Raw genomic sequence first — 16,500 nt, 5'->3', positions numbered from 1 at the left:
TTAAAGAAGCACTTGATTTTTACCGCTTTTTTTTGCTTTGTAGAGAAGTTCATCGGCTCGTTTAAATATGCTTTGGGCGTTGTCCTCTTTTTGCACTTGCGTTAACCCCATACTTACTGTAACGGTGTGGTTATCTAATGTGGTTAACTCTTTTTCTATGTTTTCTCGTAATTTTTCAGCAACCTTACGTGCATCTTCGAGTTCAGTATTCGCAAAAAGTATAACAAACTCTTCTCCTCCAATTCTGAACAAGTAATCGGTGATTCGTATGTGTTGATTCACCATTTGTGTCAACTCTATTAAAACCCTGTCCCCTAAAGCATGACCAAAGGTGTCATTGATTTTTTTAAAATCATCAATATCAAAAATAACAAAAGAGAAAACCATATCATACCGCTCAAACAGTGAAAGAAACTCCAACAGTTTTTGATTATAAAACTTACGATTATAAATGTTGGTCAATGTATCTTTGTTGAGTTGCTCTTTAAGCTCTTCTTGAAGACGTGTCAACTCTTGGTTTTGATCTTCTAAAAGTTGAGTCTGTTTTTTCACTTCCTTTTGAAGCATGTCATTGGTCATTAACCATTTTTTCTTATTGATAAAATAGGCAATAATAACCAATGTTGTAAAGGAAATTCCTAAAAAGCTTAACACTACAAAGATGGTTTCACTTCGAGTTAATTCAATATAACTCTTTTTATTAAACCACTTTTTATGCAGTTTACTCAACTCCCCTGTAAGCTTAAGATTGGTAATGGCATCATCCAAAAGAGGCAATAAGTCAAAATTTTCTTTGGTCACCCCAACACCTCGTTTGATCTCTACGAGTGCTTTTCCCAACGAGACAATAGAGGAGTGTTCCCCATTTTCAAAATCAATAAGAGGCTTAGGATAACAAAAAACATCCACATCTTTATTTAATAAACCATTAATGAGTGCTTTATAGTCCATATAAAACCTCTGTTTGGTTTGAGTATACTTTTGATTCAATATTTTTGTGCAAATGTTATTGCGTACCAAACCCACTCTTTTATCATTGATATCATCTAAGTTTTTTATTTCTGTTGAAGTGTTGCGTTTATAGATATTAACTAAAAAATCATCTGTGGGTTGAGTAAAAAGTAAAAGAGATTGTCGATCACTTGAAATACTGATATTGGGAATAATATCCACGCTCCCCTCTTGCAATAATTGAACGATTTCTTGAAAATTATTGGCAAGCACAAATTTATAATCAAGATGTGCCTCTTTAGCAATCAAATCAAACAATTCCACGGCGTAACCGTCAGGTTTGCCTTGTGTATTGATAAAATAGTAAGGTTGCCAGTCACTTCGTATGACCACTTTATAAACTTTGTCTGAATGGCTTAAAAGTAACATAGGTAAAAGTAAGACAATAAAAAATAACTTTTTCATATGACTATTATAGCACAGAATTATAAAATGTGACACTGTTTGAAAAAATTGTGCAGAGACAGAAGCACCTTAAGTGCTTCTGTCTAAGCGTTATTTTACTAATGAAGCGATTGCTTTAAAGTTAGGATGTTTTGCATTCACTGTTAATTCAAACAACAATGACTCATACGTTGTAGGAATCACACCTGCTTGTACCAACCGCATGATTGCAACATCAGTATCGTTTTGTTTTCTTGAAGAACAACAATCGGTTACTAAAACCACTTGAAATCCCTCTTCTAAAAGATCCAAGCACGTTTGAAGTACACACACATGCGTCTCAATACCTGCTACAATAATCTGTTTTTTCCCTGTCGCTTTGATGGCATTAAGTGCATCATCATTTCCACAACAAGAAAACGTGGTTTTTTCATAGTGTGCATAGGCTGAAACCAACTCTTCCAGCGATGGAATCGTTTCACCAATCCCTTTTTTATACTGTTCATTGACCACAAAAGGAACCTCATGCACCTGCAGACCTTTTGCTAAAATCACTAAATTTTTTTCCAATTGCTCTTTATTGGTAATGTGAGGGAAGAGTCTCTCTTGCACATCCACCAAACAAAATGCAACATTGTTGACATCAATTTTCATCGGTACTCCTTAATAATCTGGTTCATAAATGTCTATAATGATACAAAAAGTGCACAAAAAAGTCCAGTAAAAGAGTTGATTTTAAGGGCAATTGAAGCCAAAAAGAAGAGTTTTGCATCCAAAGAGCACAAAGCTCTTTAAAATGCTATTTTAATGCTATGTTAAACCTATTGAAAAGCGACTTTTTCTGCACGTGCAAGAAGTTCTTTGGCACCTCGGGCAATAAACTCTTGTGCCATTTTTGACCCTGCCGTTTTATACTCATCCATATTCACAACAAAGTTTTCTTGAATAAGCTCACTGCCATCAGGCATACCAACGATGGCTCGTACATCCACAGATTTTTCATCTAAAATCGTTGCTTTAATACCAATTGGCACTTGACAACCACCCTCGAGTGTTCGTACAAAGTCTCGTTCAATGGTCGATTCAATCTCAGCATCTTTATCGTGCAGTACTGAAAGCAGTTCTACAAGTTCAGGATTATCAAGCGTTTCAATGCCTAAAGTGGCTTGTCCCATCGATGGAATCATAAGCTCTGTATCAATGGGAGTGAAGTAGTTGACTTCTCCTTCTATTTGAAGTTTTTGAACACCTGTTGCAGCTAAGATAATCGCATCATACTCCCCTGCTTTGAGTTTGGCAATTCGTGTATTGATGTTTCCTCGTAAATCTTTAAGTTCAATATCGGGTCGAAGAAGTTTAATTTCCATTCTTCTTCTTAAACTTGTCGTTCCTATAACTGCACCTTGTGGCAGTTCATCAATACTGGCATACTTTTCACTTAAAAAAGCATCTCTTGGGTCAAATCGTTTTGTAAGTGCTGCAAGGACAAACCCCTCTTCAAACTCTACAGGAACATCTTTAAGAGAGTGTACGGCGATATCGGCTTCTTTATTGGCAAGTGCAATTTCCAACTCTTTAGTAAACAGTCCTTTCCCCCCAATTTTTGCTAAAGGCACATCTAAAATCTTATCTGCTTTGGTTGAAAACGTTTTAAGCTCAATGGTCATATCCGGATAATGTTTTAATAACTCTGCTTTGATATATTCACTTTGCCATAAAGCCAACTGACTCTTTCTCGTTGCAATTACTAATTTCTTCATCAATTACTTTCCTAACTCTAAAAATTTTGTTTTATTACTGTCTTTTTCTCCATTGACAAAAATGGTTGGGGTTCCTTGTACCAAGGCATTTTCACCCATTTGGATGTCATCTAAAATCTTCTCATTGATTTTTTTTGTTTGAATTTGCTCCAAAGTAATGTGGGTGTTTAACTCTTTATTAAATGCCTCTAATATTTTGATTTCATTGGTCTCTTGTTCTGTAAAGTATTTGTCCCAATCGGCTTCATAAACTTTCAATACAATATCTTTATTTCCTTGCTCAATCGCCACATCCATCAATCGTGTTAAGACTCCTGATGCGGGGTGCAGTTGCAATAATGGAAAATGATAATAGTATAAAGCAATGCTGTTTTTATGTTTTTGTACGTGTCGAATCACATCGGGAATAAAATCCATACAAAAAGGGCATAAAGGATCAGAGAAGACGACAATTGTATCTTTTGCTTCAGGGTTCCCAAGCAACAAATTCTCTTTTTTATAATAAGCATTGGTTAATTTGGGCATGACATCTTTTTTGATGCTCTCATGGGTATCAATGTGAATCAAATCAAGAGCAATGTACTCTCCATTTGAAAACACAATGTCTTTGAACTTGACTTGTTTTCCTTTGAAGTTGGCATCAATATCAAACAAAAATCCATACCACTCTTTTTGAGGCAACTCTTTTTTAAAACTCAACTGAATATCTTGCACCTCAATTTGTTTATTGGCTTTGAGTCGCTGTTTTTCAAAATCCAATACTTTATCATCGATTGCAATGGCAGATGCACTCAAAGAGAGTAACACGGTTGATAAAAAATAGGTCATTGCTTTTTGCATCTCTTCTCCTTCTTATGTTTTTGTTCGTATTGTGATACGTTTAATATCAAAGAGCTCTTTGGCTCTGTTAACCATGGGTGAATCCAAGACATCTTGTATTTGAATCTCTTGTTCAGCAGGTTTGGGTTGGCTTGATTTGGTCATATCTGCCACACACCCTGCACTGGTTGATTCGGCACCATTGAGTTCAATATCTTCTAACATTGACCCCGCACTGCTGGCATCTTGCTCCTGTGCAGTGGGGGTTTCATCCTTTTTTTCAACATCCCCTTTTGAAAACTCCATTTGTGTATTGACCCCGAAAACATCGGCCACAAATGTACGTATGAGTGCAAAGTTACTATACAGCATCTTTCTCTCTTCATCCACTGCATACGACGTGATATGTAAAATGTCATTCTCAAAGGAGGTGTACTCAAAGTTTTTCTCAAACACCACACCCAAGTCATAACTTCGATCAAAGATTTTATCAATAAGTTCCTCATACTTTTGTTCATATGGGTCCATTGGTTTTTCAGGCTCACTGATGATATCTCCCAATGGAATATCGGCAATTGCAGGTGAAGGTTCATAACTGGTCTCCTCTTGCGCACTGACATCATCAAAACTGTTATTGCTATCAAATGGTGTTTCATCAGAATACTCATCAAATGGCGTTGGGTAAGGCACACTTGGCTCCGGTTGCACTTGTGGTTCTACCACTTGTGGTGCTGGTTGAGAAGGAGCTGGAACCTCTTGCTCCACTGTTTCTTGCACAACGGGGTTTGGTTCTGGCATGGTTGGCATGGATTCAGGCTCTTGTGCAACCGCAGTTTGTACGGGTTCAACTGTTTTTATTGGTTCAGGTTCAGTTAGTGTTGGCTTCGCCTCTTGAGGTTGTTCAACAACAGCTTCTGATTCGGCTGTTTGCACGGGTTGAACAGGTGCAGAAACAGTCACTTCATTTTGTACAGATTGAGTTGTTGGTGCAACGTCTGTTTTTACTTGTACCTCTTTGATTGGCGTCTCTTTGACCTCTACGTTTTCAACTTCGTTAATGATCTCTTCAATGCTTTTTAAGTTGGTCGCTTCAATCATTTTTGAAAGCATTAAAATAAGCACAAAGCCACTGTCAGAATTCAGACTCAACAGATGTTTGGCATCAGCTACAATTCTAAAAAATCGATCATACAACAAGACATCAAATTTAGGATCACGTTCCAACATTTTTTGTTTTAAATAGATGGTAATCTCATCACAAATTTGCCCTGCTTCATACTCTTCAAGTGCGCTAATAATAGGGTTAATATCCCCTTTTGTTAATACCGTTTGGAAAATATTGTCCATGAATTTTGGATCAATCAATCCCAACATATCCGTCACTGAACTCGTTGTAATACGTCCTTTTGAGAAGATAATGGCTTGATCCATCAGTGTCAGGGTATCTCGTAAACTTCCTTGTCCACTTCGACTTAACACTTCCAACGCTTCAGTTTCAAACTCAATATTCTCTTCATGCAAAATATGAGAGAGGTGATGAATCACATCTTTTTGAGAAATCTTTTTAAACCTGAAGTGTTGCGTTCGACTCAAAATCGTTGCTGGCAGTTTCAGTGGATCAGTTGTTGCTAAAATAAACTTAACAAATCCTGGAGGTTCTTCAAGTGTTTTAAGCAAGGCATTAAACGCTTGTGGAGTGAGCATATGAACCTCATCGATGATGAAGACTTTAAATCGTGCGCTGCTTGGTTTATACTTGGTGTGTTCAATCAAATCTTTAATATCATCAATCCCACGGTTACTTGCTGCATCCATCTCAATAATATCTAAATGTCGATTGGTATTGGCACTTTGACAATTTTCACACACATCACACGGTTTTGATGTGGGTCCTTGCGAACATAACAGTGCTTTGGCCATGATTCTTGCCGTACTTGTTTTACCGCTTCCTCGAAGCCCAGAGAACAAATAAGCATGTGAAAGACGATTGGAGTCAAGCGCCAAACTCAATGTTTGTGAAATGGTGCTTTGACCAATAAGATCCTCAAATCGTTTCGGACGATACTTTAACGCCAGTACACGTTTTTCTTCAATCATTTAAAAGACTCCCTAACCAGTTTTTAGCAACTTTTTTTAACCCTTCTGGATTTTCTGAAGCAAAAAAAGTCACCTTTGTTTTTTCAAAATTTTTATCATGTTTATGTTCATGGATTAAGTAATCCACGATGGCCTCTCCTGAGTGGATGGTTTGACACCCATCTAAATAAGAAGCAATTTTATCTGCAATCAAAGGGAAGTGCGTACAACCTAAAATGACGGCATCTACACCTTTAATGCCATTAAAGTAGTGTTTTAAAGTGGCGTCCAATACTTCACCTTCAAAAATCCCCTCTTCAACAATAGGAACAAATAAACCCGTTTGAATCGCATTGATATTTTTATAACCCAATGCATGCAGTTCATTTTGATAACGATTGGATTGAATGGTTCCTTTGGTTGCAATAACCAAAATATTGGACTCTTTATTTTCAAGTCGGTTTTGTACAGCTAAGACCCCCGGTTGAATCACTCCCACCACAGGAATGGATGCAACCTCTTTTAAATCTTGGATAGCAAAAGCCGAAGCAGTATTACAAGCAACAATGAGCATGTCAATATCGAAGTTTTTAAAAAACTCTAAGGCCTCTAAAGAGTAGCGAATAATTGTATTTTTATCTTTGGCTCCATACGGAACACGTGCAGTGTCTCCATAGTATATAATCTCTTCAAACAACTTGTGTTCAATGAGTGATTTAACCACCGTTAAACCACCAATCCCTGAATCAAATACGCCTACTTTCAATTTTTGCCTTTGTTTTTACGAACAAACCTTCGGGCTTGTTTACAATATAATAATCGAAGATTCTATCATAAGTTTGTATATAAATTGATTAGTGAGAAGAAGTTTATCGTAAGAGTGCCGCTAAATCACATAATTGATTTGCAACGGCAACTCCATAAAAAATTTAGCACCACTTGAGGTATTTTCAACTCGTAAATTTCCACCTAAATGATTGACCACAATATCATAACAGGTATACAGTCCAATCCCCGTACCTTGGGTTTGATGTTTGGTCGTAAAGTAAGGGTTAAAAATCTTATCTAAAATGCTTTCAGGAATACCGCCTGCATTGTCTTCTAACGTGATGATGATATTATACTCACTTTTACGCACGGCATATTTTAGCCACTTTTCTTTTTGCTCTTTGACCATCAACGCCTCTTTGGCATTGTTTAAAATAGGCAGCATGGCTTGTAAAAGCTCCCCTAAAATCAGACGAAAAGTAAGCGGTTTTGGCTCCATAAACTCTTCAATGATTTGTATGCCTTCCATCTTATAACTGGACTCCACCATTGTTAATGCCATTTTAATTCTGTCTTGAACAATGATCTCTTTTTCACGATTGCTCTCTTTGATATAATCACGAAACTCATCAATGGTTTTAGACAAATACATGACAGTGTCTAATACCCCATCGCAGTACTCATAAAAGTCTTGATCGGTTAAGATACTCATCTCTTTTTTCAAACGCAAGCCACTAATAGCCGTGGAGATTACGCTTAAAGGTTGTCGCCATTGGTGTGCAATATTCCCAATGAGTTCTCCCATTTGTGCCATTTTAAGTTGTTCAAAAAACTGTTTCTCTTTCTCTTTACTTTTATCAAGTGCTTTTTTGACTTCTTGTTCAAGTGAGAGGTTTTTTTCCTGCACGGTTTGATAGTTCAAACAGGAGTTAATGCTGATATTGAGTCTGTTTCGAAGATTTTCATAAATACTGCAAATAAAGTTTAAATCGATGCTTTTATCATACATAAACAGCAACAAACCATTTTCAAGTTTAAATAAAACAACCGTCAAACTCTCTTCATAAGAGCATTGTGTGATTTGCTGCTCATCGCACAATGACAAAAACTGATTGATGTCATACGGTATCTCTTTTCCAAAACAACCAATTTGTTCAAATGAATTTTTCATTAAATAAAAGGTTGCAAAAATAGCATCGGTCTCTTGTGTAAAGGTCTGTAAGACCTCATCAATCATGGTATGAAGATTGAGACTGTTTCCGATTGAACTGTGGCATTTATAAGAGACTGAGAGTTGATTTAAAAGCATATTCCACCTATCACACACGTTTTATTAAAGAATTTTATATAATCTTTCCCATCATTGGCCACTTCTCCAATGCTGATAGCACCCATGACATTCAATGATTTTTTTTGGCTGAAAATTATATCCAATTCCTCTTCAAATTTTTCTTCGAGAAAATTTTTACGTGTGAGACAGTCGAACATTAAAATAAATTCGCACTCATTTTTAAGGGCATCAAAACTGGCCTCTTTGGTGGCATTTAAAAGGGTCTGTTTATCCCCTTTAAGGATATTAACAACCGTGTTTTGAGTCATTTGACCTGCAAGCGTCATGACTCCATTTTCAACGCCAATGGGATCTCTGACGAGTTGCTCTCCTTGATATTTCACCACGCCCAAAGGATAATTTTTGGAGACTTCTAAAAAATTGGTTTCATCCAAAGTAACACCTGAATCTTTATAGACAATCTCTTTATACACATCATACGCATTTTTAAAATCAAGCTCTTTGAGCGTATTGCTTTCACAAGAAGTCACCACAAACGGACCTTCCAAATACTGCCAACCATGTTTCACTCCCAAATCCATGCGATTGTCTAGGGTCAACAACACAGCACAACACTTTAACAATCCTTCATTGGTAAAAAAGACCTTTTCATTCTTTGCATCTAAAGACCCTGCCCCCGCACCAAAAATATTGGTTTGAAGCCCTGAGTATTGAAAGAGTTGATTTAAGAAGTATTCATTTTGATTGCAAATACCATCCACAATCGTCAAAACGGTTGGTGTCTGTTTTAAAGGAATATGCGAAAAATCTAGATTGTTCATATCTTTGATTAAAAAAAGTTGTATATTGGAAGTGATTTCTAGAGCAATCAAACCCTTTTTGTGTAAGCGATTGTTAAAAATAATTTCAGGGAAAAAAGCACCTGTGATTTTTGCAGTTGCATTGTGGAGTGCTTCAAGACAAAAAGACGTTTGTTCAGCCACCAGTAAGAAAAACTCTTTTTGCAAAGAACCATTAAGTTGCAAAAATGAATCAAAATTTTCATAAAATTGTGCTTCTAGTTTCATGGGGAACCGCCTTTAATCTATAGGATCAAATTAAAAAATAACTCCAAAAACAAATATGCATCTACAATTTTATCGTTACATTTTTAATATATTTATAAAATATAATTTTACTATTTTTCTTAAATAAATCTTAAGATATAAAATCGCCAACGTCACTGTTTTTTACTTTTTATGGCTTTAGTGTATAATACATTTATGACAAAACCATTTCACCACTTTCATCCCTTTGCGCCTTTTTTAAATGAACAAACACAAAAAGTGATTGTTGGCACCCTTCCTCCTCCACGGTTTTGCACCCAAGTCTTTAAACCACGTGATGTCAACTTCTGTTATGGTTCGCAAGACAATCTTCTGTGGCAAGCGTTGGATAAAATCTATGATTTAAATTTGTTATTTGATAACTGTCATGAAGCAGTACATCAAAGAAAAATCTTTTTAGAACAACACAACATTGGCATTTGTGATATTGTGCAATCGTGTACAAGAGAGAAAATCGATGCTTCAGATATGGGCATGAGTGAGGTAAAGTTACGCAATCTTGTTGGATTTATAAACAAGTTTACAAACATTCATACACTCATTTTTACAGGGGGCAGCTCACAAAATGGGCCTGAATATTTTTTTAAACAGCAGTTACAAACGTATGGGCTGAAACTGAAAAAAATAGAGCATGAAACTCTGCGTATACATGAAGTTATGATTGATAAAAGAGTCATTCGTACCTACTCTTTGACTTCCCCTTCCAATGCCGCCAATCGAAGTATAGGAGCTAACCCACTATATAAAGAAAAAAGACAAAAAAATCCTCTCTACTCTACGTTGGATTTTCGAATTGAACAATATGAAAAGGTTTTTAAAGGTATCCTTTAATATTTAAAACTCATTGCCCTCAATGCTTTGGTACGAATAAGAGGTGATCTCTTCATCGTGCACATCATAGGAAACTTCAATGGGTCGGCAACACACTTCGCAATCTTCTACTACCGTGGTGTGCTCAAAAACGCCCGTATCTAAAAGTATCGATATGGCTTGATGACAATAAGGACACTGTATATGAATCTCATCCATTTTTCATCCTTTATTTCATAACATTATAACATAGCTTAGACTTTTTGAGAGAACAACTCCAATGCTTTGTGATCGGCTCGACTCAAAGCCATCTGCCCCAATGTCTCTTCATCAAACCACTGCTTAAAAGTGCTCTTTGAAACCTCTTTGGTGTAGACTTTGGCGCGTAAAGAGATATGTGAATACTCATGTTTGATTTCACCCAAATAGACATACGACTCATCCACTTCCTCTTCGTACTGTTTGAAACTGTACAACCCTTTAAGCAAGTTTTGTTCATTTTGAAACAGTGCAATGCTGTTTTTATGCGTATAAATCACCAAATATCGATTGCGGAGCTCTTTTGCTTTTTTCTTCTTTTTTTCTGGATAAGAGTGAGGCTCATTTTTTCCTAAACACTCATTTTCAAAAGGGCATTGCTCACACTTGGGGTTTCGCAAAGTACAGATAAAAGAGCCTATGTCCATCATCGCTTGGTTGTGTTCATACGCAAAGTTTTTGTTGGGTGCAAAAAGCTTAGTTGAAAGCGCCCACAACTCTTTGTCATTGGCTTTTGTTTTGGCAAAGTATCGGTATAAAATCCGTTTGACATTTCCATCAAGTATGGGAACACTCACCCCAAATGCAAAACAAGCAATGGCTCGCGCCGTTGAGGGACCTATTCCAGCTAAACTCTCCAACGCTTCCACAGAGTTTGGCAAAACACCTTGCGTCATTTGTGCTGTTTTATGCAAGTTTCTGGCACGTGTATAATAACCCAAACCTTCCCACGCTTTTAAAACCTCATCTTCTTTTGCTTTTGCAAGGGATTCTAAGGTCGGAAATTTCTCTAAAAATTGAAAATAAAACCGCTCTAACACCGTCTTTACTTGTGTTTGTTGAAGCATGATTTCACTTAAGTATATATGGTAAGGGTTGGTTGTTTTTCGCCACGGCAAACCGTGCCGTCCATGTTGTTCATACCATTTAATCAAAGCTGTTTTTTTCAATACGTATCTTTTTAGTTTTTGTGTAGTTATAATCTATTTTTACTTAAAAGTAAATCTCCTTTGAAGCCTTCTTATACGTTTCATATCGTTACAATTATTTTTTTATATCTAAATCTGTAATCGATATTATTTTTATCATGTCAATATCATTCTTTTTGATTAAGATTGGCTTTAAAATAAGGAGAAGAAGTCATGGATGTATCTATACAAGCCCTTTTTGCGGCACTGCCAATAGTTGTTGCAGCAATTTTGTTAGTAGGGTTAAGGTTGCCTGCAAAGAAAGCGATGCCTGTTGTTTTTATTGCCACAGTGCTTGTTGCTTTTTATGTATGGGATGTCAGTTTCAACAGAATCGTTGCTTCATCGATTCAAGGTTTTTTAATTACAATAGCAGTACTTTGGATAATTTTTGGTGCAATTTTATTGCTCAATACGCTTAAACACTCAGGTGCTATCAAAGTGATTCGAGAAGGCTTTAACAATGTAAGTCCCGACAGAAGAGTTCAAGTCATAATTATTGCTTGGTTGTTTGGTTCATTTATCGAAGGAGCATCTGGGTTTGGAACACCTGCTGCTATTGCTGCCCCTCTTTTAGTTGCCATTGGTTTTCCTGCAATGGCTGCCGTTATGATTGGGATGATGATTCAAAGTACGCCTGTCTCATTTGGTGCAGTGGGTACGCCTATTTTAATAGGAGTCAACAAAGGATTGGATGCTCAGAGTATTGGACTTTCACTTGAAGCAGTGGGATCAAACTGGGAGACGTTCTTGCAACTCATCACCAGTGAAGTTGCTATTATACATGGTATTACAGGGACATTGATACCTCTTTTTATGGTTATCATGTTGACACGATTTTTTGGTGAAAACCGTTCATGGACAGAAGGTTTGTCTATTGTACCATTTGCTATTTTTAGTGGTTTGGCTTTTACCATTCCATATGCGCTTACAGGTATCTTTTTAGGAGCAGAGTTTCCATCACTGATTGGTGCATTGATTGGACTTCCGCTTGTCATATTTGCTGCTAAAAAAGGTTTTTTAATTCCTAAAGACAGTTGGGATTTTGCTCCAAAAGAGAAATGGCCTATCCATTGGGTTTCCAAACTTGAGATGAACCTAGATGCTATGAATACAAAAGTGGATATGTCACTGAGAAGAGCTTGGTTACCTTATGTGCTTGTAGCTCTTATTTTGGTTATTACACGAGTATCTGATGAAGCAAAAGCGTTTGTACAATCATGGGTGATTCCTTTTAAAGATATCATGGGTGAAGGCTTAGGTTACTCTATCGTACCTCTTTATTTACCAGGTGGGATATTGGTTTTTGTTGTTTTAATCACCTATTTTTTACATAAAATGGATTTTAAAGAGATGAAAGAGGCTTTAAGTGAATCCTCTAAAGTTATGTTAGGTGCAGGGTTTGTTTTGATGTTTACCATTCCTTTGGTAAGAATTTTAATTAACTCAGGTGTCAATGGTGCCGGTTTTGACTCCATGCCCGTCGCCATGGCCAACTTTGTAGCCACATCAGTTGGAGACATCTACCCAATGTTTGCACCAGCAATAGGTGCTTTGGGTGCATTTATTGCAGGTTCAAATACCGTTTCTAATATGATGCTGAGTCAATTTCAGTTCGGTGTGGCTGACGCACTTGGTGTTTCAACTGCGCTCATGGTAGCTCTGCAAGCAGTTGGTGCTGCTGCGGGTAATATGATAGCCATTCACAATGTCGTCGCCGCATCTGCAACGGTTGGATTGCTTGATCAAGAGGGTGAGACGTTGAGAAAAACGGTCATACCAACTCTTTATTACTGTTTAATCAGTGGTCTATTAGGTCTGTTTGCCCTATACTATTTAGGCATAACCGACCCCTTAGTCAAATAGCTTAAAAAGAGGGGTTCCCCCTCTTTTTGATTTGTGAAAAGGATAATCAACTCTTCGCTTTTTTCTTTTTAATAGTAAAAAGAAAGCCACCAACGGCTTTGCAGATGTTGGAACCTCTTCCCTCTCTCAATTAAACTAAAATGATATTATAGTTTGCATGTTAAGTATTATTCTCGATACAATAAAATATGAAAAAGAAAAAACCTATACATCAAAAAACAGCTAAACAGTGGGAAGAAGAAAATAAAAAGCCATTGAGCATTACAATAATTTAGTTACAAAAAAAGGACTCATTTTAAAACAAAGTAGATTATTTTAATTTCATACTAGCTTTTGAAATATAAATAAATGTTCATGCATGATAAGTAAAAAATTATAATTTTTTGATTTATTTACGCAAAAACCTGTAGCTTTGCAGTTATGTTGATGTTTAATGATATCTTCTTTTAAAGCAAATCCATTTTCTAAAAATTTACTCATTACCATATAAGCTAAAGGTTGATACATTTTATTTCTTCTTGTATCACCTATTAATATAGCACAAAATTTATTTGGTTTTAGAACTCTATGCATCTCTTTAATTACTTGCTCATATTCATCACAAAACTTTTCTAAATCATGAATATTTGATAAGTCTTCTTTTATTTGTTTATCACTATATTTTACTATATCAGCATAAGGTGGATGATTTAGTACAAAATCAATACTTTCATCTTTTAACATAGTTAGTTTTCTACTATCATTAAGTTCAACTTTTATATTTGGTGTATATTCACATTCAAAATTTAAAGCTGTATTTGTTAATTCTATTGCATTAGGATTAATATCTAGTGCTAGCAAGTTTCGATTTAAAAGTTTACACTCTATAGCTGTGGTACCACCGCCTATCATTGGATCAAGTAAATAATCTTCTTCATTTGAGTAACGAAGAATAAGATTTCTTACAATCTCAGGAGCCCAGTTACCTCTATATTTAGAATTATGAGTTGCCCAACTTCCACGTCTTGAAAAGCTCCAAACAGTAGTACACTCTTCTTCAAAAATCTCTGGATTTAAATCTTTCATTTATACCCTTTTCATTATTTATTATTTTAAATATTAACACATTGATATATTCTATCTATACTTTTATTGCATTTTGTAATTTTTTTAAACAAGAATAAAAAATTTATCTATAATTATATTAACTATATGTTATATTACATTTATGAAAGTAGAGAAACAAAATGTGTAAGCCAGTTATAAAGTGGGTTGGAGGAAAACGCCAACTTTTAAATGAATTAAAAAAATATATGCCAGAAAAATTCAATACATATTTTGAGCCATTTATTGGAGGTGGCGCATTATTTTTTGATTTAAAATTAGAAAAAAGTTTCATTAATGATTATAACTCAGAGCTAACAAATTTATACGAAATAATAAAAAATAACCCTAAAGAACTTATTAAGGATTTAGGCAAACATCAAAATAACGCAGACTACTACTATAAAATAAGAGCACTAGATAGAACACCTACAAAATATAAAAGATTAACAAACATAAAGAAAGCAAGTAGATTTATTTATTTAAATAAAACTGGATTTAATGGACTTTATAGAGTGAATAAAAGCGGGCAATTTAATGTGCCTTTTGGTAAATATAAAAACCCTAATTATGCTGACTTTGATAATATTTTTGCATGCAGTGATTTATTACAAGAAACAACTATTCTAAATGGAGATTTTGAGATTATTAAGCCATATATTTGCAAAGGAGATTTTATATATTTTGATCCTCCATATGTTCCGTTAAATGAAACTTCTAGTTTTACAGAATACACAGATAAAGGATTTGATGAAGATATGCAGTTTAGATTAAAAGAATTATGTGATTATATTCATAGTATAGGTGCATTCTTTATGTTATCTAATTCATATACGGACTATATAAAAGACTTATATAATGAATATGAGTTAATAACTGTACAAGCGAATAGAGCATTAAATTGCAAGGCTTCTGGTAGAGGAAAAATAAATGAATATATTGTAGTAAATTATAAAATCAAAAAAGGGAACTAATGTCTAAAATCACAACACATGATTCTTGGAAAAATATTTTTGATAATTTTAAGATAGTTAATGAGATTAAAAAAAATAAATATTTTGATATTACTGCTGATCAAATAAAATCTATTGATGGCAAAGAAGCAAGACTTATGACAAAAGTCGATTTTAGAGAGAATTTACCAAACATTATGAAACAAGAAGGCTTATCAATTTTAGCCATTAAAAATGGTTTATATAGGATTGCTAAAAATGACCCATTTATTGATATTACAAAAGAAATTAAAACTAAAATTATAGAACTAAATCCACCATCAAACGTAATAAGTCTTGACCCTTATAATATAAAAAGTGAAAGTGGAGCCTTAGATATAGCAACAATAACAGAGATGTCTAAAATTGTTTTCAATGAAAAAACTAACTTAGCTATTCGAGGAAGATTAAGAGGTACTTTAGACTTCAATATAGAAAATATTCCATACAATATAGATGGTGTACAAATAGAAGTAGATGGGGGATATGAAGGTGATACTTCAATAAATTTAGTTGAAGCGAAAATAGGTTTTAGAAATAATATTAATATAAGACAGCTATTGTATCCTGAACTATACTGGAAACAAGAAATTCAAAATAAGAAAGCTATTAAAAGTTATATATTTTATTTACAAGATGATATATATAGATTTATTCCTTATATTTATGATGGTGTAATTGGTTATGCCGATCATGAAAATGAAAAAGCATTCAAATTTAAAGAAAAATCATCAGACTTTTCTATTTATACAATTCAAATAAATCAAAATAATGTTTGTTTAAATACTCCATTTCCACAAGCTGATAAATTTGACACTATTCATAGTATGTTTCTTTTAATCTCAGAGCACCCTTGCATGACAAAAGACGAATTGAAATTAAACTTTGATATTGTAGATCGACAAATAGACTACTATTATAATGTTTTAAAATGGTTAAAACTATGTGAAGAAAAAAATAATTGTCTAATTTTAACCTCATTAGGCGAACACCTATTACAACTACAATTTAAAGATAGAGTGATCGAAATTGCAAAAATTGTATTTTCTGAACCCATTTTTAATAATGTTTTACATAATAGAGAAGTTAAACTTCAACTATTTCAACGATATAATGTGAATAGTGAAAGTACAAAAAATCGAAGATTACAAACAGTAAATGCTTGGATATCTTATTTTAAAAATATACTAGAAAAATAATTAATCCTAAAAAAGGTTTAGAAAACAGACTATTTTAAGATAGTTCAAGGCCAGAGTAAAATTTCTGATAGGAGTTTACTATTAGTAAATGAGTGAGAAAATTTCTGCG

15 protein-coding genes are annotated in these 16,500 nt (G+C 34.7%); 4 read left to right on the top strand and 11 right to left on the bottom strand.

Translation table 11 applies throughout. The features are described from left to right. From CRV04_RS08595 to CRV04_RS08560, 8 genes are all read right to left on the bottom strand, one after another. Positions 1 to 1,416: a transporter substrate-binding domain-containing diguanylate cyclase gene (locus CRV04_RS08595; RefSeq protein WP_128996437.1), complete on the bottom strand. Its 1,416-nt coding sequence runs from the start codon at positions 1,414 to 1,416 to the stop codon at positions 1 to 3. A 90-nt stretch (positions 1,417 to 1,506) separates the two neighbouring features. Next, positions 1,507 to 2,049, bottom strand: coding sequence for a hydrolase (locus tag CRV04_RS08590; protein ID WP_128996436.1), 543 nt, complete (start codon positions 2,047 to 2,049; stop codon positions 1,507 to 1,509). Between the two features lie 167 nt (positions 2,050 to 2,216). Beyond that, positions 2,217 to 3,155 (bottom strand): hydroxymethylbilane synthase, encoded by a 939-nt coding sequence (hemC, locus tag CRV04_RS08585; protein WP_128996435.1) that lies wholly within the window; start codon positions 3,153 to 3,155, stop codon positions 2,217 to 2,219. 3 nt (positions 3,156 to 3,158) lie between these two features. Continuing rightward, positions 3,159 to 3,995 (bottom strand): DsbA family protein, encoded by an 837-nt coding sequence (locus CRV04_RS08580; RefSeq protein WP_228126514.1) that lies wholly within the window; start codon positions 3,993 to 3,995, stop codon positions 3,159 to 3,161. A gap of 12 nt (positions 3,996 to 4,007) precedes the next feature. After that, positions 4,008 to 6,071, bottom strand: coding sequence for a DNA polymerase III subunit gamma/tau (locus tag CRV04_RS08575; protein WP_128996434.1), 2,064 nt, complete (start codon positions 6,069 to 6,071; stop codon positions 4,008 to 4,010). Continuing rightward, on the bottom strand, positions 6,064 to 6,816 hold the full coding sequence (gene murI, locus CRV04_RS08570; protein WP_128996433.1) for a glutamate racemase: 753 nt from the start codon (positions 6,814 to 6,816) through the stop codon (positions 6,064 to 6,066). Before murI ends, CRV04_RS08575 begins: the two co-directional genes overlap by 8 nt. 120 nt (positions 6,817 to 6,936) lie before the next feature. Further along, positions 6,937 to 8,127 (bottom strand): sensor histidine kinase, encoded by a 1,191-nt coding sequence (locus CRV04_RS08565; RefSeq protein WP_128996432.1) that lies wholly within the window; start codon positions 8,125 to 8,127, stop codon positions 6,937 to 6,939. Continuing rightward, positions 8,118 to 9,176 (bottom strand): FIST C-terminal domain-containing protein, encoded by a 1,059-nt coding sequence (locus tag CRV04_RS08560; protein ID WP_128996431.1) that lies wholly within the window; start codon positions 9,174 to 9,176, stop codon positions 8,118 to 8,120. The genes CRV04_RS08565 and CRV04_RS08560 overlap by 10 nt, the downstream gene beginning before the upstream one ends. A gap of 195 nt (positions 9,177 to 9,371) precedes the next feature. Between CRV04_RS08560 and CRV04_RS08555 the strand changes: the two genes are divergently transcribed. After that, a complete protein-coding gene (locus CRV04_RS08555; RefSeq protein ID WP_128996430.1) occupies positions 9,372 to 10,046 on the top strand; it encodes a uracil-DNA glycosylase family protein in 675 nt (224 codons plus the stop codon). Between the two features lie 3 nt (positions 10,047 to 10,049). Here CRV04_RS08555 and CRV04_RS08550 read toward each other — a convergent pair whose 3' ends face one another. Continuing rightward, on the bottom strand, positions 10,050 to 10,244 hold the full coding sequence (locus CRV04_RS08550) for a zinc ribbon domain-containing protein (RefSeq protein ID WP_128996429.1): 195 nt from the start codon (positions 10,242 to 10,244) through the stop codon (positions 10,050 to 10,052). A 35-nt stretch (positions 10,245 to 10,279) separates the two neighbouring features. Next, complete coding sequence (gene mutY, locus CRV04_RS08545; protein WP_228126513.1) at positions 10,280 to 11,233, bottom strand: A/G-specific adenine glycosylase; 954 nt, start codon at positions 11,231 to 11,233, stop codon at positions 10,280 to 10,282. Between the two features lie 192 nt (positions 11,234 to 11,425). On the opposite strand from mutY, the gene CRV04_RS08540 reads away from it, so the two are divergent. Then, positions 11,426 to 13,117 carry an L-lactate permease gene (locus CRV04_RS08540; protein WP_128996427.1) on the top strand — a complete coding sequence of 564 codons (1,692 nt, stop codon included), beginning with the start codon at positions 11,426 to 11,428 and terminating at the stop codon, positions 13,115 to 13,117. A 321-nt stretch (positions 13,118 to 13,438) separates the two neighbouring features. Here CRV04_RS08540 and CRV04_RS08535 read toward each other — a convergent pair whose 3' ends face one another. Beyond that, the gene (locus tag CRV04_RS08535; RefSeq protein WP_128996426.1) at positions 13,439 to 14,182 is read right to left on the bottom strand and encodes a TRM11 family SAM-dependent methyltransferase; all 744 of its coding nucleotides are present in this window, start codon (positions 14,180 to 14,182) and stop codon (positions 13,439 to 13,441) included. Positions 14,183 to 14,343: 161 nt separating this feature from the next. Here CRV04_RS08535 and CRV04_RS08530 point away from each other — a divergent pair, with 161 nt between their 5' ends. Further along, positions 14,344 to 15,174 carry a DNA adenine methylase gene (locus CRV04_RS08530; protein WP_128996425.1) on the top strand — a complete coding sequence of 277 codons (831 nt, stop codon included), beginning with the start codon at positions 14,344 to 14,346 and terminating at the stop codon, positions 15,172 to 15,174. After that, positions 15,174 to 16,391, top strand: coding sequence for a type II restriction enzyme (locus tag CRV04_RS08525; RefSeq protein ID WP_128996424.1), 1,218 nt, complete (start codon positions 15,174 to 15,176; stop codon positions 16,389 to 16,391). Before CRV04_RS08530 ends, CRV04_RS08525 begins: the two co-directional genes overlap by 1 nt. Positions 16,392 to 16,500: the final 109 nt, after the last annotated feature.

This window comes from Candidatus Marinarcus aquaticus (genome assembly GCF_004116335.1).
GTDB classification, from domain to species: Bacteria; Campylobacterota; Campylobacteria; order Campylobacterales; family Arcobacteraceae; genus Marinarcus; species Marinarcus aquaticus.
The sequence above is the reverse complement of the archived record's forward strand: the minus strand, read 5'-3'. Positions and strand labels throughout refer to the sequence as shown.